Here is a 23,957-nt window from a genome sequence, read left to right as displayed (position 1 = left end):
CGAGGCGAACATGTTGGATAAAATTGTCATCGCTAACCGCGGCGAGATTGCCTTGCGTATTCTTCGTGCCTGTAAAGAACTGGGTATCAAGACTGTCGCAGTGCATTCAAGCGCGGATCGCGATTTAAAACACGTATTGCTGGCGGATGAGACGGTCTGTATTGGCCCGGCTCCGTCCGTAAAAAGCTATCTGAACATCCCGGCTATCATTAGCGCCGCTGAAATCACCGGCGCGGTGGCAATTCACCCGGGTTATGGCTTCCTCTCTGAGAACGCCAACTTTGCTGAGCAGGTAGAACGTTCCGGCTTTATCTTCATCGGCCCGAAAGCCGACACCATCCGCCTGATGGGCGACAAAGTGTCCGCGATTACCGCGATGAAAAAAGCTGGCGTACCGACTGTCCCAGGCTCTGACGGCCCGTTGGGCGATGACATGGACGCTAACCGCGCTCATGCTAAACGCATCGGTTATCCGGTTATCATCAAAGCCTCCGGCGGCGGCGGCGGTCGCGGTATGCGCGTCGTGCGCAGCGATGCCGAACTGGCGCAATCCATCTCCATGACCAAAGCGGAAGCGAAAGCGGCTTTCAATAACGACATGGTCTACATGGAGAAATACCTGGAAAACCCACGCCACATCGAAATTCAGGTGCTGGCAGACGGTCAGGGTAACGCGATTTATCTGGCAGAGCGTGACTGCTCCATGCAGCGTCGTCACCAGAAAGTTGTCGAAGAAGCACCAGCGCCGGGCATTACTCCGGAACTGCGTCGCTACATCGGCGAGCGTTGCGCCAAAGCGTGCGTGGATATCGGCTATCGCGGTGCGGGTACTTTCGAGTTCCTGTTCGAAAACGGTGAGTTCTACTTCATTGAAATGAACACCCGTATTCAGGTTGAACACCCGGTAACCGAAATGATCACCGGTGTTGACCTGATCAAAGAACAACTGCGCATCGCAGCGGGTCAGCCGCTGTCTATCAAGCAGGACGAAGTTGTGGTTAAAGGCCATGCGGTAGAGTGCCGTATCAACGCCGAAGACCCGAACACCTTCCTGCCGAGCCCGGGTAAAATCACGCGTTTCCACGCGCCGGGTGGCTTTGGTGTGCGCTGGGAGTCTCATATTTACGCAGGTTACACAGTACCTCCGTACTATGACTCAATGATCGGTAAGCTGATTTGCTATGGCGAAAACCGCGACGTCGCTATCGCCCGCATGAAAAACGCCTTGCAGGAACTGATCATCGACGGCATCAAAACCAACGTTGATCTGCAGATCCGTATCATGAATGACGAGCACTTCCAGCATGGTGGAACCAATATCCACTACCTGGAGAAAAAACTCGGACTTCAGGAAAAGTAAGCAAGCGTTAACCGAAAAGGCCGGAAATTCCGGCCTTTTGTTTTTCTCCCCTCCCATAGGTGCCATAAGGTACAATCCCCGCTTTCTTTATTCACAAGGGACAAAAAATGGACGCTCGTTTTGTTCAGGCCCATAAAGAGGCGCGCTGGGCGCTGTGGCTGACCCTTTTATATCTTGCCGCATGGTTAGTGGCCGCTTACTTACCAGACTCCTCTCTGGGTTTTACCGGCCTCCCGCACTGGTTCGAAATGGCCTGTCTGCTGACGCCATTGGTTTTCATCGTACTGTGCTGGGCGATGGTGAAGTTTATCTATCGCGACATTCCACTGGAGGATGATGATGCAGCTTGAAGTTATTTTGCCGCTGGTCGCCTATCTTCTGGTGGTTTTCGGTCTCTCTGTTTACGCCATGCGCAAAAGGTCGACCGGCACCTTCCTGAATGAATATTTCCTCGGCAGCCGCTCTATGGGCGGGGTCGTGTTAGCCATGACGCTAACGGCAACCTACATTAGCGCCAGTTCGTTTATCGGCGGCCCTGGTGCTGCTTATAAATACGGGCTGGGATGGGTTTTGTTAGCGATGATCCAACTGCCCGCCGTCTGGCTGTCGTTGGGTATTCTCGGCAAAAAATTCGCCATTCTGGCACGCCGTTATAATGCGGTTACCCTCAACGATATGCTGTTTGCCCGCTACCAAAGCCGCCTGCTGGTATGGCTGGCAAGCCTCAGCCTGCTGGTCGCGTTTGTCGGTGCAATGACCGTACAGTTTATTGGCGGCGCGCGTTTGCTGGAAACCGCAGCGGGTATCCCTTACGAAACCGGCCTGCTGATTTTTGGCGTCAGTATCGCGTTATACACGGCGTTCGGCGGATTTCGCGCCAGCGTGTTGAACGACACGATGCAGGGCATGGTGATGCTGATTGGGACTATCGTACTGCTGGTCGGTGTCGTCCATGCCGCTGGTGGTCTCAGCAATGCGGTAGTCACTCTGCAAACCATCGATCCTAAACTGGTCTCGCCGCAGGGCGCTGATGACATTCTGTCCCCCACGTTTATGACTTCATTCTGGGTACTGGTGTGCTTTGGCGTGATTGGCCTGCCGCATACGGCGGTGCGCTGCATCTCCTATAAGGACAGCAAAGCGGTACACCGTGGAATTATCATTGGCACCATCGTGGTGGCTGTCCTGATGTTTGGTATGCATCTGGCCGGCGCGTTGGGCCGGGCGGTGATCCCTGACCTGACGGTACCGGATCTGGTTATTCCCACGCTAATGGTAAAAGTCTTGCCGCCGGTAGCAGCCGGGATCTTCCTCGCCGCGCCCATGGCCGCGATCATGTCGACGATCAATGCCCAATTGCTGCAAAGTTCCGCTACGATCATTAAAGATCTCTATCTGAACCTTCGCCCGGAACAACTGCAAAATGAAACACGGCTGAAACGCATGTCGGCAGTGATCACTCTGCTGCTGGGCGCGTTACTGCTGCTGGCCGCCTGGAAGCCGCCAGAGATGATTATCTGGCTTAACCTGCTGGCGTTTGGCGGGTTGGAAGCCGTCTTCCTATGGCCGCTGGTGCTGGGCCTTTACTGGGAGCGGGCAAACGCGGCAGGCGCACTGAGCGCAATGATTGTCGGCGGCATACTTTATGCCGTACTCGCTACTTTTAACATTCAGTACCTGGGCTTTCATCCGATTGTGCCCTCGTTACTGATAAGTTTGCTGGCTTTCCTGATCGGCAACCGTTTCGGTTCCGCCGTTCCGCAAGTCGCCATATTGACTACTGATAAATAAAGAGTTTTGCCATGCCATGGATTCAACTGAAACTGAACACGACCGGTGCAAACGCTGAAGAGTTGAGCGATGCACTGATGGAAGCGGGCTCCGTTTCCATTACTTTCCAGGATACGCATGATACGCCGGTATTTGAACCTCTACCGGGCGAGACTCGCCTGTGGGGCGATACCGACGTTATCGGCTTGTTCGATGCAGAAACCGACATGAAAGAAGTCGTTGCGATTCTGGAGCAGCACCCACTACTGGGTGCAGGCTTCGCGCATAAAATCGAACAGCTTGAAGACAAAGACTGGGAACGCGAATGGATGGACAACTTCCACCCGATGCGCTTTGGCGAACGTCTGTGGATTTGCCCGAGCTGGCGCGATGTCCCGGATGAGAACGCCGTCAACGTGATGCTCGACCCGGGTCTGGCATTTGGTACCGGTACTCACCCAACCACCTCTCTGTGCCTGCAATGGCTGGACGGTCTCGATCTTAACGGTAAAACGGTTATCGACTTTGGCTGCGGATCCGGCATCCTTGCCATTGCGGCACTGAAGCTGGGTGCAGCGAAAGCGATTGGTATAGATATCGATCCGCAAGCGATTCAGGCCAGCCGTGATAACGCCCAACGTAATGGCGTTTCTGAGCGTCTGGAACTTTATCTGCCTAAAGACCAGCCAGAGTCGATGAAAGCCGATGTGGTGGTCGCCAACATCCTTGCTGGCCCATTACGTGAACTCGCACCTTTAATCAGCGTGCTGCCCGTTGAGGGCGGTTTGCTGGGGCTTTCTGGTATTCTTGCCAGCCAGGCGGAAAGCGTCTGTGAAGCCTATGCCGATCTCTTTACGCTCGATCCGGTTATCGAGAAAGAAGAGTGGTGTCGCATTACCGGACAGAAAAAATAATCCCTTCCGGCGTGGTTATCCGACCACGCCATTTTCAGACAACAGACCAGCATACTGATACTTTACCCAACGATATAATAACTAATTGATTTTTATATTTTTTGCTAAGTAAACGTATGCACTTCCATCGTTTTACAACAATTTTACTGGCAGCATGCTTAATGCCCCTGAAGACGCTGGCCGTGCCATGGGGCTATACCGGAGGAACCGGCCCTGCGCAGTGGGGCAAAATAAGCAAAGAGTATGCAACGTGTCAGACGGGTATCAACCAGTCACCCGTTGATATCCAGACCACGACAACCAGCAAACTCGGCCTGCCCGCGCTCAATTTACAATACATTGATGGCCCGACAAGATTTCGCAGCATTAACCATACGCTGCAGGCAACAATGAGCTCCTACACCCCTAATTTCATTGAAATTGAAGAAAAGTTCTATTATTTAAAACATTGTGATTTTCACGCTCCAGGCGAACATACCCTCAACGGTAAAATCTATCCACTGGAGCTGCAGTTGACCCATAAAAACCAACATGGTGATATCGCCATTGTGGCGGTCATGTTTGACATTGGTGAGCCTAACCAGGCGATTCAAAACCTGTGGGGGTCCTTTCCCACCATGGAGGGCAACAGCATGCCCATTTTTTCGCCCGTCGATATCAACCAGCTTCTACCCGACAATAAGACCTACTGGCTCTACAGTGGCTCGATAACAACGCCTCCCTGTACTGAAGGCGTCACCTGGGTTGTCCTGAAAAAGCCTGTGGCCCTTTCCGCCGAACAGTTGGATAAATTTCACTACATTGTTGGGCCAGCGAACAATCGTCCACCGCAGCCGCTGAATGAACGCACGATTACGGACAGCAATTCAGGTGGCACCGAGATCCTGTACTAAAATGAGGTAACGATCACACAATAGCGAGGTAATTTGCTGATTAATTCAGCAGAATATCTTGTCAGTACCTTCTGTAACTGAAGAAAAAATGAGAAGTTACGCAAAATTATATGCGTATATAAAATCGACACATTTTTGTAAAACCATGATTTATATGATTAAATATTTTCAAGAGTTCATATTTACGGCAATTCATTGATCCACCTCAGTGGATTGGTCAAAGTTTGGCCTTTCATCTCGTGCGAAAAATGCGTAATATACGCCGCCTTGCAGTCACAGTATGGTCATTTCTTAACTCATGCGTATCGGACAACACCAGCTCAGAAATCGCCTGATCGCAGCACCTATGGCTGGCATCACTGACAGACCATTCAGGACGCTGTGCTATGAGATGGGAGCCGGATTGACGGTATCCGAGATGATGTCTTCTAACCCGCAGGTTTGGGAAAGCGACAAGTCTCGTTTACGGATGGTGCACATTGACGAGCCAGGAATTCGCACGGTGCAAATTGCCGGTAGCGATCCTGTTGAGATGGCCGATGCCGCACGTATTAACGTGGAAAGCGGCGCCCAGATTATTGATATCAATATGGGGTGTCCGGCTAAAAAAGTGAATCGCAAGCTCGCAGGTTCAGCCCTCTTGCAGTACCCGGATTTAGTGAAATCAATACTAACCGAGGTCGTCAATGCAGTGGACGTTCCTGTCACACTCAAGATTCGCACCGGCTGGGCTCCGGAACACCGTAACTGCGTAGAGATTGCCCAACTGGCTGAAGACTGTGGCATTCAGGCTCTGACCATTCATGGACGCACCCGCGCCTGTTTGTTCAATGGAGATGCTGAGTACGACAGTATTCGGGCAGTTAAGCAGAAAGTTTCCATTCCGATTATCGCGAATGGCGACATTACTGACCCGCTTAAAGCCAGAGCTGTACTCGACTATACGGGGGCGGATGCCCTGATGATAGGCCGTGCAGCTCAGGGAAGACCCTGGATCTTTCGGGAAATCCAGCATTATCTGGACACTGGGGAGCTGCTGCCCCCGCTGCCACTGGCAGAGGTGAAGCGCTTGCTTTGTGCGCATGTTCGGGAACTGCACGACTTTTATGGTCATGCAAAAGGGTACCGAATTGCGCGTAAACACGTATCCTGGTATCTCCAGGAACACGCTCCGGATGACCAGTTTCGGCGCACATTCAACGCCATTGAAGATTCCAGCGAACAGCTGGCGGCGTTGGAGGCATACTTCGAAAATTTTGCGTAAACAGAAATAAAGAGCTGACAGAACTATGTTCGAACAACGCGTAAATTCTGACGTACTGACCGTTTCTACCGTTAACTCTCAGGACCAGGTAACTCAAAAGCCTCTGCGTGACTCGGTTAAACAGGCACTGAAGAACTATTTTGCTCAATTGAACGGTCAAGACGTTAATGATCTCTATGAGCTGGTACTGGCTGAAGTAGAACAGCCCCTGTTGGACATGGTGATGCAATACACCCGCGGCAACCAGACCCGTGCTGCCCTGATGATGGGCATCAACCGTGGTACGCTGCGTAAAAAACTGAAAAAATACGGCATGAACTGATACTAATCAGTTAAATGTTTGTTTTAAAAGGCGCTACTCGGCATGGGGAAGCGCCTTTTTTATTAATGTCACACGGGAGGCTTTGGCGATGAACGCAAGATGTGAACCTGTCTATTTTGGCGATGAATCTAAAAAGATAATCCTGGGTGATGCGCTGACCGAGCTAAAAAAGCTACCCGCTGAAAGCATCGATCTCATTTTTGCCGACCCACCTTATAACATCGGCAAAGACTTTGACGGGATGGTGGAATCCTGGGACGAAGAGACCTTTCTGGCGTGGCTGTTTGAGTGTATCGACGAGTGCCATCGTATTCTCAAACCACACGGTAGCATGTACATCATGAACAGTACGGAGAACATGCCGTACATCGACCTCAAATGTCGCCAGCTTTTTACCATCAAAAGCCGTATCGTGTGGTCATATGATAGCTCAGGGGTACAGGCTAAAAACTACTTTGGTTCGATGTATGAACCTATCCTGATGATGGTAAAAGATCAGAAAAAGTACACGTTTAATCGTGATGATATTCTGGTTGAAGCCAAAACGGGCGCTAAACGTGCGTTAATAGACTACAGAAAGAATCCGCCCCAGCCTTACAATCAGAAAAAAGTACCTGGCAATGTCTGGGATTTTCCCCGCGTTCGCTATCTGATGGATGAATACGAAAATCACCCCACTCAAAAACCCAAAGCCCTCCTGGAACGGATCATTCTGGCTTCCTCCAACCCGGATGACAAAGTGCTCGATCCGTTTGCCGGCAGCTTTACAACCGGCGCCACCGCTGTGGAATTAGGTCGCAAATTTGTCGGTATCGAAATCAATGCTGAATACGTAAAAATGGGGCTCAGAAGACTGAGTATCGGTTCTCATTTTTCAGAGACTGAACTTGCAAAAGTGAAAAAACGTAAGACAAAAAACCTGTCCAAAAAGAGCCGATTAACGGCAAACAGTGGCGCTCTTTCGGCAAAGTAAAAGCATTGTAAGTCTGCTTTTCAGCTTACTGATTTCGTGTATATTCCCTGCACGCTTGGGCATGAATACACAGGATTAAGCAATGATTCGCAAGTATTGGTGGCTGGTTGTTTTTGCGGTCTTCGTTTTTCTTTTTGATGCGCTGCTCATCCAGTGGATAGAACTGATGACGACAGAGCACGACAAGTGCCGGAATATGAACTCAGTGAATCCCCTAAAGCTGGTCAACTGCGCCGATCTCGACTAGCACCGTCGACAGCCGTCAGGCCCTGGCGGCTAAACTACCCAACCTGGTTTTCACTCTGTATTAATTGCATTACACAGCCATCCGGGCTTAACATTTTTAATACATTATCAACTAATGCTGGCGCTTGCCCATAAAGATCATAACTCTCTGGATTCATTAGCCAGTTTTTTATTATTCCGCTAAAACTACCGTGCAAAATAATTATGATGACGTCTAAATCCAGACTGGTGGCAATCAAATTTTCATCTACGCACCGTTGGAGAGAATCGCGAATGCTTTGGTGGCTGAGACCTATTTTATCGCGAATGGCCTGCTCTGATATCATATCTTTATGGAATTCGCATTTATGATATAAAATCTGCATTAATGCCTGCTGGCGAGGGTTCTCCGCAATATATTGTAATCCCACCACAAATTTTTCACGCAACCGCTGTAAAGGGTTATCCCCCCAACGGCCAATAAGCTTGTCCTGAATAAGATCGCGTAAGGGAGGTTGTTGTAACCATAGCTCATTAAACAATTGAGTTTTATTTTCGAAATGCCAATAAAGTGCACCCCGCGTCACATTGGCGGCATCCGCTATGTCGTTTAGCGTCGTATTACTTACGCCACGTGCGGCAAACTGTACAATCGCCGTTTCCATCAGGTGCTGTCGCGTTTTGAGGGCATCCGCTTTCGTTTTTCTGGCCATGATTCCGACTATCTGGATTGGAGTAGAGAATGATTAACTTTCTTATCTAATATTTTCTATCTGGAACAAATGTATCACTTAGCGTTTATTTAGACGAGGGCAAAAGTATTTAATTGCGGACATTACACACGAATAGATAAAACAAATAACAGAAACCAATATATTCACCAATCAGATGATCATTTCAAGATGTATTTATCAGCATCATAGTGTTGCTATAAATATCACAATGAAACGGTAGCTGATTAATCTTTTTTTGCTTTTATGTGCCGTCCCCCCCGCCCATAAATAAGTATTGCTTACATCGCAAGCTAATAATTTGTAGGATAGCCAACTATTATTTTTCTTGTGCGCGTTATCACCCCCGCTGTTACCCGGTTAATAACGAGCGTTCGGTTTTTTAAGGAATAGAAATGACGAAAAATGCCAGGTTTTCACTCCTGCCCTCATTCATCATCATCTCCGCTGCATTACTCGCCGGTTGTAACGATCAGGGAGAAACACAAGCACATCCCGCAGAGCCGCAGGTGACTGTCCATGTCGTCGAAAAGGCCCCTTTAGCCGTGACGACCGAATTACCCGGGCGCACCACAGCATTCCGTATTGCAGAAGTCCGTCCTCAGGTTAGCGGAATTGTACTTAAACGGAATTTCACCGAGGGGAGCGATGTTGAAGCCGGTCAATCGCTTTATCAGATCGATCCAGCGACTTACCAGGCTGACTATGACAGCGCCAAAGGCGAACTGGCAAAAAGCGAAGCGGCGGCCGCTATCGCGCATTTAACAGTAAAACGTTATGTGCCACTGGTTGGCACTAAGTACATCAGCCAGCAAGAGTACGATCAGGCAATTGCTGATGCCCGCCAGGCTGATGCCTCCGTAATCGCGGCAAAAGCGGCGGTCGAAAGCGCACGTATCAACCTGGCCTACACCAAAGTGACATCGCCCATTAGCGGACGTATCGGTAAATCTAACGTCACCGAAGGCGCATTGGTCACGAATGGTCAGGCAACTGAGCTTGCTACCGTGCAACAGCTCGATCCTATCTATATCGACGTCACGCAGTCCAGTAACGACTTTATGCGCCTCAAGCAGTCTATTGAACAAGGTAGTCTGCATAAAGACAGCGCCAGCAGTACCGTCGAACTGGTGATGGAAAATGGTCAGGCATATCCGCTGAAAGGCTCATTGCAATTTTCTGATGTGACGGTTGATGAAAGCACCGGATCAATCACTCTCAGAGCCGTATTCCCTAACCCACAGCACACGCTGCTGCCAGGCATGTTTGTGCGCGCGCGCATTGATGAAGGCGTCCAACCGAATGCCATTCTTGTTCCGCAGCAGGGTGTAACGCGCACGCCACGCGGCGATGCCACCGTGATGGTCGTTAACGACAAGAGCCAGGTTGAAGCGCGGACAGTTGTCGCCGCTCAAGCCATTGGCGACAAATGGCTCATCAGCGAAGGTCTGCAACCCGGTGACAAAGTTATCGTGAGCGGCTTACAGAAAGCACGCCCTGGCGTTCAGGTTAAAGCAACCGTCGATACCGAAACCCCTGCGACGAAAGCCCAATAAGGTAACCGGATATGGCTAACTTTTTTATCAGGCGTCCTATCTTTGCTTGGGTACTGGCCATCATTCTGATGATGGCGGGCGCTCTGGCAATCATGCAACTGCCCGTGGCGCAGTACCCGACCATCGCGCCCCCTGCCGTATCGATTTCCGCCACCTATCCAGGTGCGGATGCGCAGACGGTGCAGGATACCGTCACGCAGGTTATCGAACAGAATATGAACGGTATCGATAACCTGATGTATATGTCCTCCACCAGCGATTCTGCCGGGAGTGTGACCATCACGCTGACCTTCCAGTCCGGTACCGACCCCGATATCGCGCAAGTTCAGGTGCAAAACAAGCTGCAGCTCGCCACCCCCTTACTGCCGCAAGAAGTTCAGCAGCAGGGGATCAGCGTAGAGAAATCAAGTAGCAGCTTTTTGATGGTCGCGGGTTTCGTTTCTGACAACCCACAAACCACGCAGGATGACATTTCCGACTACGTCGCCTCGAACGTTAAAGACTCAATCAGCCGTCTGAATGGTGTGGGTGACGTGCAGCTGTTTGGTGCGCAGTACGCTATGCGCATCTGGCTGGATGCAAACTTGTTGAATAAGTACCAGCTCACACCGGTTGATGTGATCAATCAGTTGCAGGTGCAGAACGATCAGATTGCCGCCGGTCAGTTGGGCGGTACGCCTGCGTTGCCTAATCAGCAGCTTAACGCCTCAATCATCGCGCAGACACGCCTGAAAGATCCTGAAGAATTCGGGAAGGTCACGTTACGCGTCAACAGCGATGGTTCGGTTGTTCACCTGAAGGATGTCGCGCGTATTGAGTTGGGTGGTGAGAACTACAACGTGGTCGCGCGTATTAACGGTAAACCAGCCTCCGGTCTCGGGATTAAACTGGCAACCGGCGCAAACGCGCTGGATACCGCTAACGCTATCAAAGCCAAGCTGGTTGAGCTGCAACCGTTCTTCCCACAGGGAATGAAGGTGGTCTACCCGTATGACACCACGCCGTTCGTCACTATCTCCATTCATGAGGTCGTGAAAACGCTGTTTGAAGCAATCATACTGGTATTCCTCGTGATGTATTTGTTCCTGCAAAACATCCGGGCTACGCTCATTCCAACCATTGCCGTGCCTGTTGTATTGTTGGGCACATTTGCCGTGCTTGCCGCGTTTGGCTACTCCATAAACACCCTGACGATGTTCGGCATGGTACTCGCCATCGGCCTATTGGTTGATGATGCGATAGTGGTGGTGGAAAACGTGGAACGTGTGATGATGGAAGATAATCTGCCGCCCAAAGAGGCGACAGAAAAATCCATGTCACAAATTCAGGGCGCGCTGGTCGGTATCGCCATGGTGCTGTCTGCGGTATTTATCCCGATGGCCTTCTTTGGCGGCTCAACCGGGGCTATCTATCGGCAGTTCTCTATCACCATCGTTTCTGCCATGGCGCTTTCAGTGCTGGTAGCGCTGATCCTGACTCCCGCGCTTTGTGCAACTCTGTTGAAGCCGGTATCAGCTGAACATCACGAGAATAAAAGCGGTTTCTTTGGCTGGTTTAATGCCAAATTCGATCACAGCGTCAATCATTACACCAATAGCGTCAGCAGTATTGTGCGTAAAACCGGGCGTTACCTGGTCGTCTACCTGGTTATCGTGATTGGGATGGCGGTGTTGTTTATGCGCCTTCCAACCTCCTTCTTGCCAGAAGAAGATCAGGGCGTATTCCTGACGATGATTCAGCTTCCGGCCGGCGCAACGCAAGAGCGAACCCAGAAAGTGCTGGATCAGGTTACCCACTACTACCTGAATAACGAGAAAGCCAACGTCGAAAGCGTCTTTACGGTTAACGGCTTTAGCTTCAGCGGACAGGGGCAAAACTCAGGGATGGCGTTTGTCAGCCTCAAGCCCTGGGAAGAACGCAATGGCGACGAGAATAACGTTGAATCGATTATCGCCAGAGCAACCCGTGCGTTTAGCCAGATTCGTGATGGCTTAGTGTTCCCTTTCAACATGCCAGCCATTGTTGAACTGGGTACCGCAACCGGCTTCGACTTCGAACTGATTGACCAGGGCGGGCTGGGACATACCGCGTTAACACAAGCGCGTAACCAACTTTTGGGCATGGTTGCTAAACATCCTGACCTGTTGGTTCGCGTGCGTCCAAATGGTCTCGAGGATACCGCGCAGTTCAAACTGGATGTTGATCAGGAAAAAGCCCAGGCCCTTGGCGTCTCGCTGTCCGATATTAATGAAACCATCTCCGCTGCGCTGGGTGGCTATTACGTCAATGACTTCATAGACCGTGGCCGCGTGAAAAAAGTGTACGTACAGGCCGATGCCAAATTCCGTATGTTGCCGGAAGACATCAATAATCTGTATGTTCGTAGCGCCAACGGCGAAATGGTACCGTTCTCCACGTTCAGTTCCGCACATTGGATCTACGGGTCACCACGCCTGGAACGTTACAACGGCATGCCTTCAATGGAACTGTTAGGGGAAGCGGCCCCAGGCCGAAGCACCGGTGAAGCGATGGCGCTGATGGAAAGTCTGGCTGAGAAACTGCCTAACGGTATCGGCCATGACTGGACGGGTATGTCCTATCAGGAACGGCTCTCGGGGAACCAGGCGCCTGCGCTGTATGCCATCTCGCTCATCGTTGTCTTCCTTTGCCTTGCCGCTTTGTATGAGAGTTGGTCAATTCCGTTCTCGGTGATGCTGGTTGTACCGCTTGGCGTGGTTGGCGCACTGTTAGCAGCATCGCTACGTGGGATGAATAACGACGTGTATTTCCAGGTTGGGTTGCTAACCACTATCGGTCTCTCGGCTAAAAACGCCATCTTGATCGTCGAGTTTGCCAAAGACCTGATGGATAAAGAGGGCAAAGGACTGATCGAAGCGACGTTGGAGGCATCCCGCATGCGTCTTCGCCCTATCCTGATGACCTCTCTGGCCTTCATTCTGGGGGTTATGCCTCTGGTTATCAGCCACGGTGCGGGTAGCGGTGCGCAGAATGCGGTCGGTACAGGTGTAATGGGGGGAATGCTAACCGCAACATTGTTGGCGATCTTCTTTGTTCCCGTCTTCTTTGTTGTCGTCAGACGGCGTTTTAGTCGGCACACTGATTAATTTGTAAAATAAAGGCGTCTACGGACGCCTTTTTCATCAGTACACTCTCTCTTTGTTTATTAATAAGATAGCCATTTATTTCATTTAAGTCGTTCCTTCAAACCCACCCGCAACCTTTCTTTTTATCCATTATTTTTACAATCCACATGAATTGAGATTATTCCTCCTGTCAGTCTTTTTTTAAGAAGTGGTAAAATAATGACCGAGTTCGCAGATGGCTTAGCGTTTGTCTTTGCTCAATTAGCGAAACGCTTATTTTTGAGGTAACATCATGAAAAGATTAATATCCGTTGCATTGCTTACCGCGTTTCTTGCCGGTTGTGCACACGATTCTCCCTGCGTACCTGTATACGACGATCAGGGACGCCTGGTTCATACCAATACCTGTATGAAAGGCACCACGCAGGATAACTGGGAAACAGCCGGTGCCATCGCTGGTGGCGCAGCCGCCGTTGCCGGATTGACGCTTGGGATAGTTGCCCTGACCAAATAACTCTTCTTAAAGGTTTTAAAGCGCGGTGGTTACCGCGCTTTTAGCAATAAAATAAAATTCACATATAAGACAAAACGTTGGTTTATAGCTCTTACTGAATAATAAAATTATTATAGATATCCCTCACATATCCACGATTTGAAATTAGCATTTTTCCTGTTCTTCGTTACACCGCGTTTTCTTTTCATTATTCTCACGCGATCAATATTAACGTCCGAAATCGTTATCACGCGTCCTGTCTGTTTTTAAAATTTTTGCGCTGAAATGTGGCTTACGTTTCAATTTTGCACCACTTCAGGGCGCTGCATTTATTTTTTCCTGTCTACACTCTGCATATTGCGTCGAATAATCGTGCGCAAAAACCTGGCACTACCTTTGCTTAAAAGAGTATGGCCAAAGCCACAGACCGGTAAAAGACGTTTTCAGAACGTTTTCATAACAATAATTCCTCCACACAGGATGCTCTATGAAAAAGATGATAATAGCCAGCCTGGCTGCGGCCGGCGTGCTCCTTGCGATTGAAAATCAGGCGCATGCCGGCGCAACACTTGATGCCGTAAAGAAAAAAGGGTTTGTGCAATGCGGGATCAGTGACGGGTTGCCTGGCTTCTCTTACGCCGATGCGAGCGGTAAATTTTCAGGTATTGATGTCGACGTATGCCGAGGCGTTGCCTCCGCCGTATTTGGCGATGATACCAAAGTAAAATATACCCCACTTACCGCCAAGGAACGTTTTACCGCGTTACAGTCTGGCGAAGTCGACATGCTCTCGCGTAATACCACATGGACCTCCTCTCGTGATGCAGGTATGGGCATGTCTTTCACTGGCATAACCTATTACGATGGCATTGGTTTTCTTACCCACAATAAAGCCGGCCTGAAGAGCGCCAAAGAACTGGATGGCGCAACGGTGTGTATTCAGGCAGGAACCGATACCGAACTGAACGTGGCTGACTACTTTAAAGCCAACAATATGAAGTATACCCCTGTCACTTTTGACCGCTCGGATGAATCGGCTAAGGCACTGGAATCAGGACGTTGCGATACACTGGCCTCCGACCAGTCTCAGTTGTACGCCCTGCGAATCAAGCTGAGCAATCCTGCAGAATGGATTGTCCTGCCAGAAGTTATTTCTAAAGAACCCTTAGGTCCGGTTGTACGTCGTGGCGACGATGAATGGTTCTCCATTGTTCGCTGGACGCTGTTCGCCATGCTGAATGCGGAAGAGATGGGTGTTAACTCGAAAAACGTTGACGAAAAAGCGGCTAATCCTGCAACGCCGGATATGGCGCATCTGTTAGGTAAAGAAGGGGATTATGGTAAGGATCTGAAGCTTGATAACAAATGGGCTTATAACATTATTAAGCAAGTAGGTAACTACTCGGAGATCTTTGAACGTAACGTTGGATCGGAAAGTCCATTGAAGATCAAACGTGGACAGAACAACCTCTGGAACAACGGTGGCATTCAATATGCGCCACCGGTGCGCTAATACAAAGTGATGTAACGGGCGCCGCAGCTGCGGCGCTCAGCCCAGAGTCATTGTTACCGAGGTTTTCTTATGCTTCATCGCCGCTCAACCGTAAAAGGATCGCTATCCTTTTCTAACCCTGCGGTCCGCGCCTGGTTATTCCAAATACTCGCCGTCATTGCGGTCATTAGCATTGCGGTCTATCTCATTCATAACACGATTAATAACCTGAGCAGTCGCGGTATTACCTCGGGATTTTCTTTTCTCGATCGCAGCGCCGGATTTGGTATCGTCCAGCATCTGATTGATTACGAGCAAGGCGATACCTATGGCCGCGTGTTCCTGGTCGGTCTGCTTAATACTCTGTTAGTTTCCGCACTATGTATCGTCTTCGCTTCATTTCTCGGTTTCTTTCTCGGGCTGGCACGCCTGTCAGATAACTGGTTATTGCGAAAGCTCTCCACGGTCTATATCGAAACGTTCCGCAATATCCCACCGCTATTGCAGATCTTCTTTTGGTATTTTGCCGTATTACGTAACCTGCCCGGCCCACGTCAGGCGGTTAACGCGCTGGATTTAATGTTTCTGAGCAACCGGGGGCTGTATATTCCGGCGCCGCAAATGGGAGAAGGTCTTTTTGCCTTTTGTACCGCGGTCCTTATTGCCGTCGTTGTCACCTTCGGGCTATTCCGTTTCAACAGAATGCACCAGATCAAAACCGGTCAGTTACGCCGTACCTGGCCCACAGCTCTGGCGTTGATCGTGTTCTTACCAATGATTTCACAGTGGTTTTTTGGCGCGGCACTTCACTGGGATATCCCCGAACTACGCGGTTTTAACTTTCGTGGCGGCATGGTGCTTATACCTGAACTGGCGGCTCTGACGCTGGCGCTTTCAGTGTATACCTCAGCGTTTATTGCAGAAATTATTCGGGCAGGAATTCAGGCTGTTCCTTATGGGCAACATGAGGCAGCACGCTCTCTGGGTTTGCCAAATCCGGTGACGCTCCGCCAGGTCATCATCCCGCAGGCGCTGCGCGTCATCATTCCTCCACTAACCAGTCAGTACCTGAATATCGTTAAAAATTCATCGCTCGCTGCCGCCATTGGCTACCCGGATATGGTTTCCCTGTTTGCCGGCACGGTACTCAATCAAACGGGACAATCCATTGAAACTATTGCCATCACGATGTCGGTGTACCTGATCATCAGCCTGAGCATTTCTCTACTGATGAATATTTATAACCGTCGTATCGCACTGATCGAGCGCTAAGGAGCCATGATGACAAAAGCACTACTGTCTCACCCCTCGCGCCAGAGCAGTAACCCGGCAAGCCGCTGTCTGTTCTGGGTCCGCAAAAACCTGTTCTCCAGTTGGTCAAATAGCCTGCTCACGCTGCTATGCGTGTGGCTAATTTGGTCCTTCCTTCCACCGCTGTTGAACTGGGTATTTTTTCAGGCCAACTGGGTAGGCTCTACCCGAGCTGACTGTACCAAAGCGGGGGCCTGCTGGGTGTTCATTCATGAACGCTTCGGACAATTCATGTATGGACTTTACCCACACGATCAGCGCTGGCGCATTAATCTGGCCCTGCTGATTGGCCTGGTCTCAATCGTTCCCATGTTCTGGAAAACCATTCCCCACCGTGGTCGTTATATCGCCGTTTGGGCAGTCGTTTATCCTTTGGTGGTCTGGTGGTTGATGTACGGTGGTTTTTTCGGGCTTGAGCGAGTAGAAACCCGGCAGTGGGGCGGGTTAACGCTGACGCTTATCATCGCATCCGTCGGTATTGCGGGTGCGCTCCCGTGGGGGATTCTACTGGCATTGGGGCGTCGTTCTCATATGCCCGTCGTGCGGATTTTATCCGTGATTTTTATTGAGTTCTGGCGCGGCGTACCGTTGATCACCGTCCTGTTTATGTCCTCTGTCATGCTGCCTCTGTTTATGTCTGAGGGGACCAGTATCGACAAGCTTATCCGGGCACTGGTCGGTGTCATTCTTTTCCAGTCAGCCTATGTTGCAGAGGTGGTTCGTGGGGGATTACAGGCCTTGCCAAAAGGTCAGTATGAAGCGGCTGAATCACTGGCGCTGGGGTACTGGAAAACCCAAGGGTTGGTCATTCTTCCCCAAGCCCTCAAGCTGGTTATTCCTGGTTTGGTTAATACGATTATTGCCCTGTTCAAGGATACCAGTCTGGTCATCATCATCGGCCTGTTTGATCTCTTCAGCAGCGTGCAACAAGCAACCGTGGATCCTGCATGGCTGGGTATGTCGACGGAAGGATATGTTTTTGCCGCACTGATTTACTGGATCTTTTGTTTCAGTATGTCGCGTTACAGCCAACATCTGGAAAAACGTTTTAATACCGGGCGTACACCGCACTGAGGAATTTATGAACCAATTATTAAGGCCGTCTACCGACGCGATGATTACGCTGGAAAACGTCAACAAATGGTACGGACAGTTCCACGTTTTGAAAAACATCAATCTGCAGGTAAAACAAGGAGAGCGTATCGTCTTATGCGGTCCTTCCGGCTCGGGTAAATCGACAACTATCCGTTGTATCAACCATCTGGAAGAGCATCAGCAAGGACGTATTGTGGTGGATGGGATTGAACTCAATGAGGACATTCGCAATATTGAGCGCGTCAGGCAGGAAGTTGGCATGGTCTTTCAACACTTCAATCTCTTTCCTCATTTGACGGTCCTGCAAAACTGTACGCTGGCGCCAGTCTGGGTGCAAAAGATGCCGAAAAAAGAGGCTGAAGTGTTGGCAATGCACTACCTTGAGCGAGTTCGCATTGCTGAACATGCGCATAAATATCCAGGGCAAATCTCTGGCGGGCAACAGCAGCGTGTGGCCATTGCACGTTCGTTATGTATGAAACCTAAAATTATGTTGTTTGATGAACCCACATCAGCGCTGGATCCTGAAATGGTGAAAGAGGTGCTTGATACCATGATCGGTCTGGCGCAATCGGGTATGACTATGCTGTGCGTTACCCATGAAATGGGATTTGCCCGCACAGTGGCCGACCGGGTGATCTTTATGGATCTTGGCGAGATTGTGGAGCAGGCACCACCGGATGAGTTTTTTGCCAATCCCAGGTCAGAACGTACGCGGGCATTCCTGTCGCAGGTGATTCATTAATCTTCTGTTTTGCCCGGTGGCCTGCGCTTACCGGGCCTACGGGTTAGCAAGAAACATAACGCAAAAAGGCCATCCTTTCGGATGGCCTTTTCACTTATTTGATGTCTGGCAGTTCCCTACTCTCGCATGGGGAGACCCCACACTACCATCGGCGCTACGGCGTTTCACTTCTGAGTTCGGCATGGGGTCAGGTGGGACCACCGCGCTACAGCCGCCAGACAAATTCTTTTCTAAGTGCCGAACTTTAACCGAAAAACTGGTGCTGATACCCAGAGTCGAACTGGGGACCTCACCCTTACCAAGGGTGCGCTCTACCAACTGAGCCATATCAGCACACTAAATTTGATGCCTGGCAGTTCCCTACTCTCGCATGGGGAGACCCCACACTACCATCGGCGCTACGGCGTTTCACTTCTGAGTTCGGCATGGGGTCAGGTGGGACCACCGCGCTACAGCCGCCAGGCAAATTCTGTTTATTAACCCGCTTTTCGCCGGTTAATGTCATCTGTATCAGGCTGAAAATCTGTCTTTTCAAATCCGCCAAAACAGCTTCGGCGTTGTAAGGTTAAGCCTCACGGTTCATTAGTATCGGTTAGCTCAACGTATCGCTACGCTTACACACCCGACCTATCAACGTCGTCGTCTTCAACGTTCCTTCAGGAGACTCTAGGTCTCAGGGAGAACTCATCTCGGGGCAAGTTTCGTGCTTAGATGCTTTCAGCACTTATCTCTTCCGCATTTAGCTACCGGGCAGTGCCATTGGCATGACAACCCGAACACCAGTGATGCGTCCACTCCGGTCCTCTCGTACTAGGAGCAGCCCCCCTCAATTCTCCAGCGCCCACGGCAGATAGGGACCGAACTGTCTCACGACGTTCTAAACCCAGCTCGCGTACCACTTTAAATGGCGAACAGCCATACCCTTGGGACCTACTTCAGCCCCAGGATGTGATGAGCCGACATCGAGGTGCCAAACACCGCCGTCGATATGAACTCTTGGGCGGTATCAGCCTGTTATCCCCGGAGTACCTTTTATCCGTTGAGCGATGGCCCTTCCATTCAGAACCACCGGATCACTAAGACCTGCTTTCGCACCTGCTCGAGCCGTCACTCTCGCAGTCAAGCTAGCTTATGCCTTTGCACTAACCTCCTGATGTCCGACCAGGATTAGCTAACCTTCGTGCTCCTCCGTTACTCTTTGGGAGGAGACCGCCCCAGTCAAACTACCCACCAGACACTGTCCGCAACCCGGATTACGGGCCCACGTTAGAACACCAGCCATTAAAGGGTGGTATTTCAAGGACGGCTCCATGCAGACTGGCGTCCACACTTCAAAGCCTCCCACCTATCCTACACATCAAGGACCAGTGTTCAGTGTCAAGCTATAGTAAAGGTTCACGGGGTCTTTCCGTCTTGCCGCGGGTACACTGCATCTTCACAGCGAGTTCAATTTCACTGAGTCTCGGGTGGAGACAGCCTGGCCATCATTACGCCATTCGTGCAGGTCGGAACTTACCCGACAAGGAATTTCGCTACCTTAGGACCGTTATAGTTACGGCCGCCGTTTACCGGGGCTTCGATCAAGAGCTTCTCCTTACGGATAACCCCATCAATTAACCTTCCGGCACCGGGCAGGCGTCACACCGTATACGTCCACTTTCGTGTTTGCACAGTGCTGTGTTTTTAATAAACAGTTGCAGCCAGCTGGTATCTTCGACTGATTTCAGCTCCATGAGTAAATCACTTCACCTACCTATCAGCGTGCCTTCTCCCGAAGTTACGGCACCATTTTGCCTAGTTCCTTCACCCGAGTTCTCTCAAGCGCCTTGGTATTCTCTACCTGACCACCTGTGTCGGTTTGGGGTACGATTTCGTGTTACCTGATGCTTAGAGGCTTTTCCTGGAAGCAGGGCATTTGTCACTTCAGCACCGTAGTGCCTCGTCATCACACCTCAGCGTTAAAAGGTACCGGATTTACCTGGAACCTCCGCCTACATGCTTAAACCGGGACAACCGTCGCCCGGCCAACATAGCCTTCTCCGTCCCCCCTTCGCAGTAACACCAAGTACAGGAATATTAACCTGTTTCCCATCGACTACGCCTTTCGGCCTCGCCTTAGGGGTCGACTCACCCTGCCCCGATTAACGTTGGACAGGAACCCTTGGTCTTCCGGCGTGCGGGTTTTTCACCCGCATTATCGTTACTTATGTCAGCATTCGCACTTCTGATACCTCCAGCAGCCCTCACAGGCCACCTTCAACGGCTTACAGAACGCTCCCCTACCCAACAACACATAGTGTCGCTGCCGCAGCTTCGGTGCATGGTTTAGCCCCGTTACATCTTCCGCGCAGGCCGACTCGACCAGTGAGCTATTACGCTTTCTTTAAATGATGGCTGCTTCTAAGCCAACATCCTGGCTGTCTGTGCCTTCCCACATCGTTTCCCACTTAACCATGACTTTGGGACCTTAGCTGGCGGTCTGGGTTGTTTCCCTCTTCACGACGGACGTTAGCACCCGCCGTGTGTCTCCCGTGATAACATTCTTCGGTATTCGCAGTTTGCATCGGGTTGGTAAGTCGGGATGACCCCCTAGCCGAAACAGTGCTCTACCCCCGAAGATGAGTTCACGAGGCGCTACCTAAATAGCTTTCGGGGAGAACCAGCTATCTCCCGGTTTGATTGGCCTTTCACCCCCAGCCACAAGTCATCCGCTAATTTTTCAACATTAGTCGGTTCGGTCCTCCAGTTAGTGTTACCCAACCTTCAACCTGCCCATGGCTAGATCACCGGGTTTCGGGTCTATACCCTGCAACTTAACGCCCAGTTAAGACTCGGTTTCCCTTCGGCTCCCCTATACGGTTAACCTTGCTACAGAATATAAGTCGCTGACCCATTATACAAAAGGTACGCAGTCACACCCGAAGGTGCTCCCACTGCTTGTACGTACACGGTTTCAGGTTCTTTTTCACTCCCCTCGCCGGGGTTCTTTTCGCCTTTCCCTCACGGTACTGGTTCACTATCGGTCAGTCAGGAGTATTTAGCCTTGGAGGATGGTCCCCCCATATTCAGACAGGATACCACGTGTCCCGCCCTACTCTTCGAGTTCACAGCACATGCGTTTTTGTGTACGGGACTATCACCCTGTACCGTCGGACTTTCCAGACCGTTCCACTAACACACATGCTGATTCAGACTCTGGGCTGCTCCCCGTTCGCTCGCCGCTACTGGGGGAATCTCGGTTGATTTCTTTTCCTCGGGGTACTTAGATGTTTCAGTTCCCCCGGTTCGCTTCGTTAACCTATGTATTCAGTTAACGATAGTGTGACGAATCACACTGGGTTTCCCCATTCGGAAATCGCCGGTTATAACGGTTCATATCACCTTACCGGCGCTTATCGCAGATTAGCACGTCCTTCATCGCCTCTGACTGCCAGGGCATCCACCGTGTACGCTTAGTCGCTTAACCTCACAACCCGAAGATGTTTCACTTCTGATTGCGAAAATTTGAGAGACTCGAACACACCGCTTTTCATTTCTTGTTTACGGAGAAATGAAACAGTGTGTCGTTTCAATTTTCAGCTTGATCCAGATTTTTAAAGAGCAAAACTTCGCAGTGAACCTTTTCAGGTACACTCTGAAGTTTTCTTGGGTTGTTGCAGTAAAGATGGTGGAGCTATGCGGGATCGAACCGCAGACCTCCTGCGTGCAAAGCAGGCGCTCTCCCAGCTGAGCTATAGCCCCATCGACGTCAAATCTCATTACCGTAATTCGGTTCCGGGCAAGGCGTGGAATGACGAAGCATACTTCAGTATGCGAGTTATTTCACAACGCAGCACGGGAGCGAATTTGGTAGGCCTGAGTGGACTTGAACCACCGACCTCACCCTTATCAGGGGTGCGCTCTAACCACCTGAGCTACAAGCCTGCAGAGATTTTCTTACTGCTAATTTTCATCAGACAATCTGTGTGAGCACTGCAAAGAACGTTTCTTTAAGGTAAGGAGGTGATCCAACCGCAGGTTCCCCTACGGTTACCTTGTTACGACTTCACCCCAGTCATGAATCACAAAGTGGTAAGCGCCCTCCCGAAGGTTAAGCTACCTACTTCTTTTGCAACCCACTCCCATGGTGTGACGGGCGGTGTGTACAAGGCCCGGGAACGTATTCACCGTGGCATTCTGATCCACGATTACTAGCGATTCCGACTTCATGGAGTCGAGTTGCAGACTCCAATCCGGACTACGACATACTTTATGAGGTCCGCTTGCTCTCGCGAGGTCGCTTCTCTTTGTATATGCCATTGTAGCACGTGTGTAGCCCTACTCGTAAGGGCCATGATGACTTGACGTCATCCCCACCTTCCTCCAGTTTATCACTGGCAGTCTCCTTTGAGTTCCCGACCGAATCGCTGGCAACAAAGGATAAGGGTTGCGCTCGTTGCGGGACTTAACCCAACATTTCACAACACGAGCTGACGACAGCCATGCAGCACCTGTCTCAGAGTTCCCGAAGGCACCAAAGCATCTCTGCTAAGTTCTCTGGATGTCAAGAGTAGGTAAGGTTCTTCGCGTTGCATCGAATTAAACCACATGCTCCACCGCTTGTGCGGGCCCCCGTCAATTCATTTGAGTTTTAACCTTGCGGCCGTACTCCCCAGGCGGTCGACTTAACGCGTTAGCTCCGGAAGCCACGCCTCAAGGGCACAACCTCCAAGTCGACATCGTTTACGGCGTGGACTACCAGGGTATCTAATCCTGTTTGCTCCCCACGCTTTCGCACCTGAGCGTCAGTCTTTGTCCAGGGGGCCGCCTTCGCCACCGGTATTCCTCCAGATCTCTACGCATTTCACCGCTACACCTGGAATTCTACCCCCCTCTACAAGACTCTAGCCTGCCAGTTTCGGATGCAGTTCCCAGGTTGAGCCCGGGGATTTCACATCCGACTTGACAGACCGCCTGCGTGCGCTTTACGCCCAGTAATTCCGATTAACGCTTGCACCCTCCGTATTACCGCGGCTGCTGGCACGGAGTTAGCCGGTGCTTCTTCTGCGAGTAACGTCAATCGCTGTGGTTATTAACCACAACGCCTTCCTCCTCGCTGAAAGTACTTTACAACCCGAAGGCCTTCTTCATACACGCGGCATGGCTGCATCAGGCTTGCGCCCATTGTGCAATATTCCCCACTGCTGCCTCCCGTAGGAGTCTGGACCGTGTCTCAGTTCCAGTGTGGCTGGTCATCCTCTCAGACCAGCTAGGGATCGTCGCCTAGGTGAGCCGTTACCCCACCTACAAGCTAATCCCATCTGGGCACATCCGATGGCAAGAGGCCCGAAGGTCCCCCTCTTTGGTCTTGCGACATTATGCGGTATTAGCTACCGTTTCCAGTAGTTATCCCCCTCCATCGGGCAGTTTCCCAGACATTACTCACCCGTCCGCCACTCGTCACCCGAGAGCAAGCTCTCTGTGCTACCGTTCGACTTGCATGTGTTAGGCCTGCCGCCAGCGTTCAATCTGAGCCATGATCAAACTCTTCAATTTAAGTTTGATGCTCGTGAATTAAACTTCGTAATGAATTACGTGTTCACTCAGAGACTTGGTATTCATTTTTCGTCTTGCGACGTTAAGAATCCGTATCCTCGAGTGCCCACACAGATTGTCTGATAAATTGTTAAAGAGCAGTTGCGACGCGCCTTAGCGCTCTGTCGCGAGGTG

General features: G+C 50.7%; 17 protein-coding genes, 3 tRNA genes and 4 rRNA genes. 16 read left to right on the top strand and 8 right to left on the bottom strand.

Going from position 1 to position 23,957, the window contains the following annotated elements:
- Window positions 1-10: 10 nt before the first annotated feature.
- The 9 genes from accC to AC534G_RS02405 all read left to right on the top strand — a co-directional run bounded on the left by accC (window position 11) and on the right by AC534G_RS02405 (window position 7,743).
- Window positions 11-1,360 (top strand): acetyl-CoA carboxylase biotin carboxylase subunit, encoded by a 1,350-nt coding sequence (accC, locus tag AC534G_RS02445; RefSeq protein ID WP_003828838.1) that lies wholly within the window; start codon window positions 11-13, stop codon window positions 1,358-1,360.
- A gap of 107 nt (window positions 1,361-1,467) precedes the next feature.
- Window positions 1,468-1,710: a YhdT family protein gene (locus AC534G_RS02440; RefSeq protein WP_038634384.1), complete on the top strand. Its 243-nt coding sequence runs from the start codon at window positions 1,468-1,470 to the stop codon at window positions 1,708-1,710.
- Entirely contained in the window at window positions 1,700-3,151 is a 1,452-nt protein-coding gene (gene panF, locus AC534G_RS02435) for a sodium/pantothenate symporter (protein ID WP_110496710.1), read from the top strand. The genes AC534G_RS02440 and panF overlap by 11 nt, the downstream gene beginning before the upstream one ends.
- A gap of 11 nt (window positions 3,152-3,162) precedes the next feature.
- On the top strand, window positions 3,163-4,044 hold the full coding sequence (prmA, locus tag AC534G_RS02430; RefSeq protein ID WP_069324419.1) for a 50S ribosomal protein L11 methyltransferase: 882 nt from the start codon (window positions 3,163-3,165) through the stop codon (window positions 4,042-4,044).
- Window positions 4,045-4,205: 161 nt separating this feature from the next.
- The gene (locus tag AC534G_RS02425; protein WP_233593814.1) at window positions 4,206-4,937 is read left to right on the top strand and encodes a carbonic anhydrase; all 732 of its coding nucleotides are present in this window, start codon (window positions 4,206-4,208) and stop codon (window positions 4,935-4,937) included.
- A gap of 298 nt (window positions 4,938-5,235) precedes the next feature.
- Window positions 5,236-6,201, top strand: coding sequence for a tRNA dihydrouridine synthase DusB (gene dusB / locus AC534G_RS02420; protein ID WP_110496706.1), 966 nt, complete (start codon window positions 5,236-5,238; stop codon window positions 6,199-6,201).
- Between the two features lie 25 nt (window positions 6,202-6,226).
- The gene (fis, locus tag AC534G_RS02415; protein ID WP_000462905.1) at window positions 6,227-6,523 is read left to right on the top strand and encodes a DNA-binding transcriptional regulator Fis; all 297 of its coding nucleotides are present in this window, start codon (window positions 6,227-6,229) and stop codon (window positions 6,521-6,523) included.
- 88 nt (window positions 6,524-6,611) lie between these two features.
- Window positions 6,612-7,496, top strand: a complete 885-nt coding sequence (yhdJ, locus tag AC534G_RS02410; RefSeq protein WP_038634402.1) for an adenine-specific DNA-methyltransferase — start codon at window positions 6,612-6,614, stop codon at window positions 7,494-7,496.
- 82 nt (window positions 7,497-7,578) lie between these two features.
- Window positions 7,579-7,743 carry a DUF2556 family protein gene (locus tag AC534G_RS02405; RefSeq protein WP_032940702.1) on the top strand — a complete coding sequence of 55 codons (165 nt, stop codon included), beginning with the start codon at window positions 7,579-7,581 and terminating at the stop codon, window positions 7,741-7,743.
- A 34-nt stretch (window positions 7,744-7,777) separates the two neighbouring features.
- On the opposite strand, the gene envR is transcribed toward AC534G_RS02405, so the two are convergent.
- On the bottom strand, window positions 7,778-8,434 hold the full coding sequence (envR, locus tag AC534G_RS02400) for an acrEF/envCD operon transcriptional regulator (protein WP_038634405.1): 657 nt from the start codon (window positions 8,432-8,434) through the stop codon (window positions 7,778-7,780).
- Between the two features lie 413 nt (window positions 8,435-8,847).
- Between envR and AC534G_RS02395 the strand changes: the two genes are divergently transcribed.
- From AC534G_RS02395 to AC534G_RS02365, 7 genes are all read left to right on the top strand, one after another.
- Window positions 8,848-10,008 carry an efflux RND transporter periplasmic adaptor subunit gene (locus AC534G_RS02395; RefSeq protein ID WP_110496704.1) on the top strand — a complete coding sequence of 387 codons (1,161 nt, stop codon included), beginning with the start codon at window positions 8,848-8,850 and terminating at the stop codon, window positions 10,006-10,008.
- 11 nt (window positions 10,009-10,019) lie between these two features.
- Window positions 10,020-13,133 (top strand): efflux RND transporter permease subunit, encoded by a 3,114-nt coding sequence (locus AC534G_RS02390; RefSeq protein WP_110496702.1) that lies wholly within the window; start codon window positions 10,020-10,022, stop codon window positions 13,131-13,133.
- Window positions 13,134-13,404: 271 nt separating this feature from the next.
- On the top strand, window positions 13,405-13,626 hold the full coding sequence (locus AC534G_RS02385) for a lipoprotein (RefSeq protein WP_003025292.1): 222 nt from the start codon (window positions 13,405-13,407) through the stop codon (window positions 13,624-13,626).
- Between the two features lie 466 nt (window positions 13,627-14,092).
- Complete coding sequence (locus AC534G_RS02380; protein WP_110496700.1) at window positions 14,093-15,118, top strand: amino acid ABC transporter substrate-binding protein; 1,026 nt, start codon at window positions 14,093-14,095, stop codon at window positions 15,116-15,118.
- Between the two features lie 69 nt (window positions 15,119-15,187).
- Window positions 15,188-16,369, top strand: coding sequence for an amino acid ABC transporter permease (locus tag AC534G_RS02375; protein WP_110496698.1), 1,182 nt, complete (start codon window positions 15,188-15,190; stop codon window positions 16,367-16,369).
- Window positions 16,370-16,378: 9 nt separating this feature from the next.
- Window positions 16,379-17,482 (top strand): amino acid ABC transporter permease, encoded by a 1,104-nt coding sequence (locus tag AC534G_RS02370; RefSeq protein WP_038634420.1) that lies wholly within the window; start codon window positions 16,379-16,381, stop codon window positions 17,480-17,482.
- Between the two features lie 7 nt (window positions 17,483-17,489).
- Entirely contained in the window at window positions 17,490-18,248 is a 759-nt protein-coding gene (locus AC534G_RS02365) for an amino acid ABC transporter ATP-binding protein (RefSeq protein ID WP_038634423.1), read from the top strand.
- A gap of 103 nt (window positions 18,249-18,351) precedes the next feature.
- Here the strand turns inward: AC534G_RS02365 and rrf (AC534G_RS02360) are convergent.
- The 7 genes from rrf (AC534G_RS02360) to AC534G_RS02330 all read right to left on the bottom strand — a co-directional run bounded on the left by rrf (AC534G_RS02360) (window position 18,352) and on the right by AC534G_RS02330 (window position 23,783).
- A 5S ribosomal RNA gene (rrf, locus tag AC534G_RS02360) occupies window positions 18,352-18,467 on the bottom strand.
- Between the two features lie 38 nt (window positions 18,468-18,505).
- Window positions 18,506-18,581 (bottom strand) — tRNA-Thr (locus AC534G_RS02355).
- 14 nt (window positions 18,582-18,595) lie between these two features.
- Window positions 18,596-18,711 (bottom strand): 5S ribosomal RNA (gene rrf / locus AC534G_RS02350).
- A gap of 98 nt (window positions 18,712-18,809) precedes the next feature.
- A 23S ribosomal RNA gene (locus tag AC534G_RS02345) occupies window positions 18,810-21,714 on the bottom strand.
- A gap of 199 nt (window positions 21,715-21,913) precedes the next feature.
- Window positions 21,914-21,989, bottom strand: a tRNA-Ala gene (locus AC534G_RS02340).
- Window positions 21,990-22,095: 106 nt separating this feature from the next.
- Window positions 22,096-22,172 (bottom strand) — tRNA-Ile (locus AC534G_RS02335).
- Window positions 22,173-22,243: 71 nt separating this feature from the next.
- Window positions 22,244-23,783: ribosomal RNA gene (locus AC534G_RS02330) — 16S ribosomal RNA — on the bottom strand.
- The 16S, 23S and 5S rRNA genes sit together here with 3 tRNA genes alongside, the layout of an rRNA operon.
- Window positions 23,784-23,957 lie beyond the last annotated feature (174 nt).

Source organism: Citrobacter sp. CRE-46 (genome assembly GCF_059615875.1).
Note: the sequence above shows the minus strand (reverse complement) of the source record. Positions and strands in the feature narration are given on the sequence as shown.

What these genes read in the sequence shown, in the direction of transcription:
- prmA (WP_069324419.1), top strand. Translation starts at nt 3,163, where the DNA reads ATGCCATGGATTCAACTGAAACTGAACACGACCGGTGCAAACGCTGAA.
- AC534G_RS02380 (WP_110496700.1), top strand. Translation starts at nt 14,093, where the DNA reads ATGAAAAAGATGATAATAGCCAGCCTGGCTGCGGCCGGCGTGCTCCTT.
- dusB (WP_110496706.1), top strand. Translation starts at nt 5,236, where the DNA reads ATGCGTATCGGACAACACCAGCTCAGAAATCGCCTGATCGCAGCACCT.
- envR (WP_038634405.1), bottom strand. Translation starts at nt 8,434, where the DNA reads ATGGCCAGAAAAACGAAAGCGGATGCCCTCAAAACGCGACAGCACCTG.
- panF (WP_110496710.1), top strand. Translation starts at nt 1,700, where the DNA reads ATGCAGCTTGAAGTTATTTTGCCGCTGGTCGCCTATCTTCTGGTGGTT.
- AC534G_RS02405 (WP_032940702.1), top strand. Translation starts at nt 7,579, where the DNA reads ATGATTCGCAAGTATTGGTGGCTGGTTGTTTTTGCGGTCTTCGTTTTT.
- AC534G_RS02370 (WP_038634420.1), top strand. Translation starts at nt 16,379, where the DNA reads ATGACAAAAGCACTACTGTCTCACCCCTCGCGCCAGAGCAGTAACCCG.
- accC (WP_003828838.1), top strand. Translation starts at nt 11, where the DNA reads ATGTTGGATAAAATTGTCATCGCTAACCGCGGCGAGATTGCCTTGCGT.
- AC534G_RS02440 (WP_038634384.1), top strand. Translation starts at nt 1,468, where the DNA reads ATGGACGCTCGTTTTGTTCAGGCCCATAAAGAGGCGCGCTGGGCGCTG.
- AC534G_RS02390 (WP_110496702.1), top strand. Translation starts at nt 10,020, where the DNA reads ATGGCTAACTTTTTTATCAGGCGTCCTATCTTTGCTTGGGTACTGGCC.
- yhdJ (WP_038634402.1), top strand. Translation starts at nt 6,612, where the DNA reads ATGAACGCAAGATGTGAACCTGTCTATTTTGGCGATGAATCTAAAAAG.
- AC534G_RS02425 (WP_233593814.1), top strand. Translation starts at nt 4,206, where the DNA reads ATGCCCCTGAAGACGCTGGCCGTGCCATGGGGCTATACCGGAGGAACC.
- AC534G_RS02365 (WP_038634423.1), top strand. Translation starts at nt 17,490, where the DNA reads ATGAACCAATTATTAAGGCCGTCTACCGACGCGATGATTACGCTGGAA.
- AC534G_RS02375 (WP_110496698.1), top strand. Translation starts at nt 15,188, where the DNA reads ATGCTTCATCGCCGCTCAACCGTAAAAGGATCGCTATCCTTTTCTAAC.
- AC534G_RS02385 (WP_003025292.1), top strand. Translation starts at nt 13,405, where the DNA reads ATGAAAAGATTAATATCCGTTGCATTGCTTACCGCGTTTCTTGCCGGT.
- AC534G_RS02395 (WP_110496704.1), top strand. Translation starts at nt 8,848, where the DNA reads ATGACGAAAAATGCCAGGTTTTCACTCCTGCCCTCATTCATCATCATC.
- fis (WP_000462905.1), top strand. Translation starts at nt 6,227, where the DNA reads ATGTTCGAACAACGCGTAAATTCTGACGTACTGACCGTTTCTACCGTT.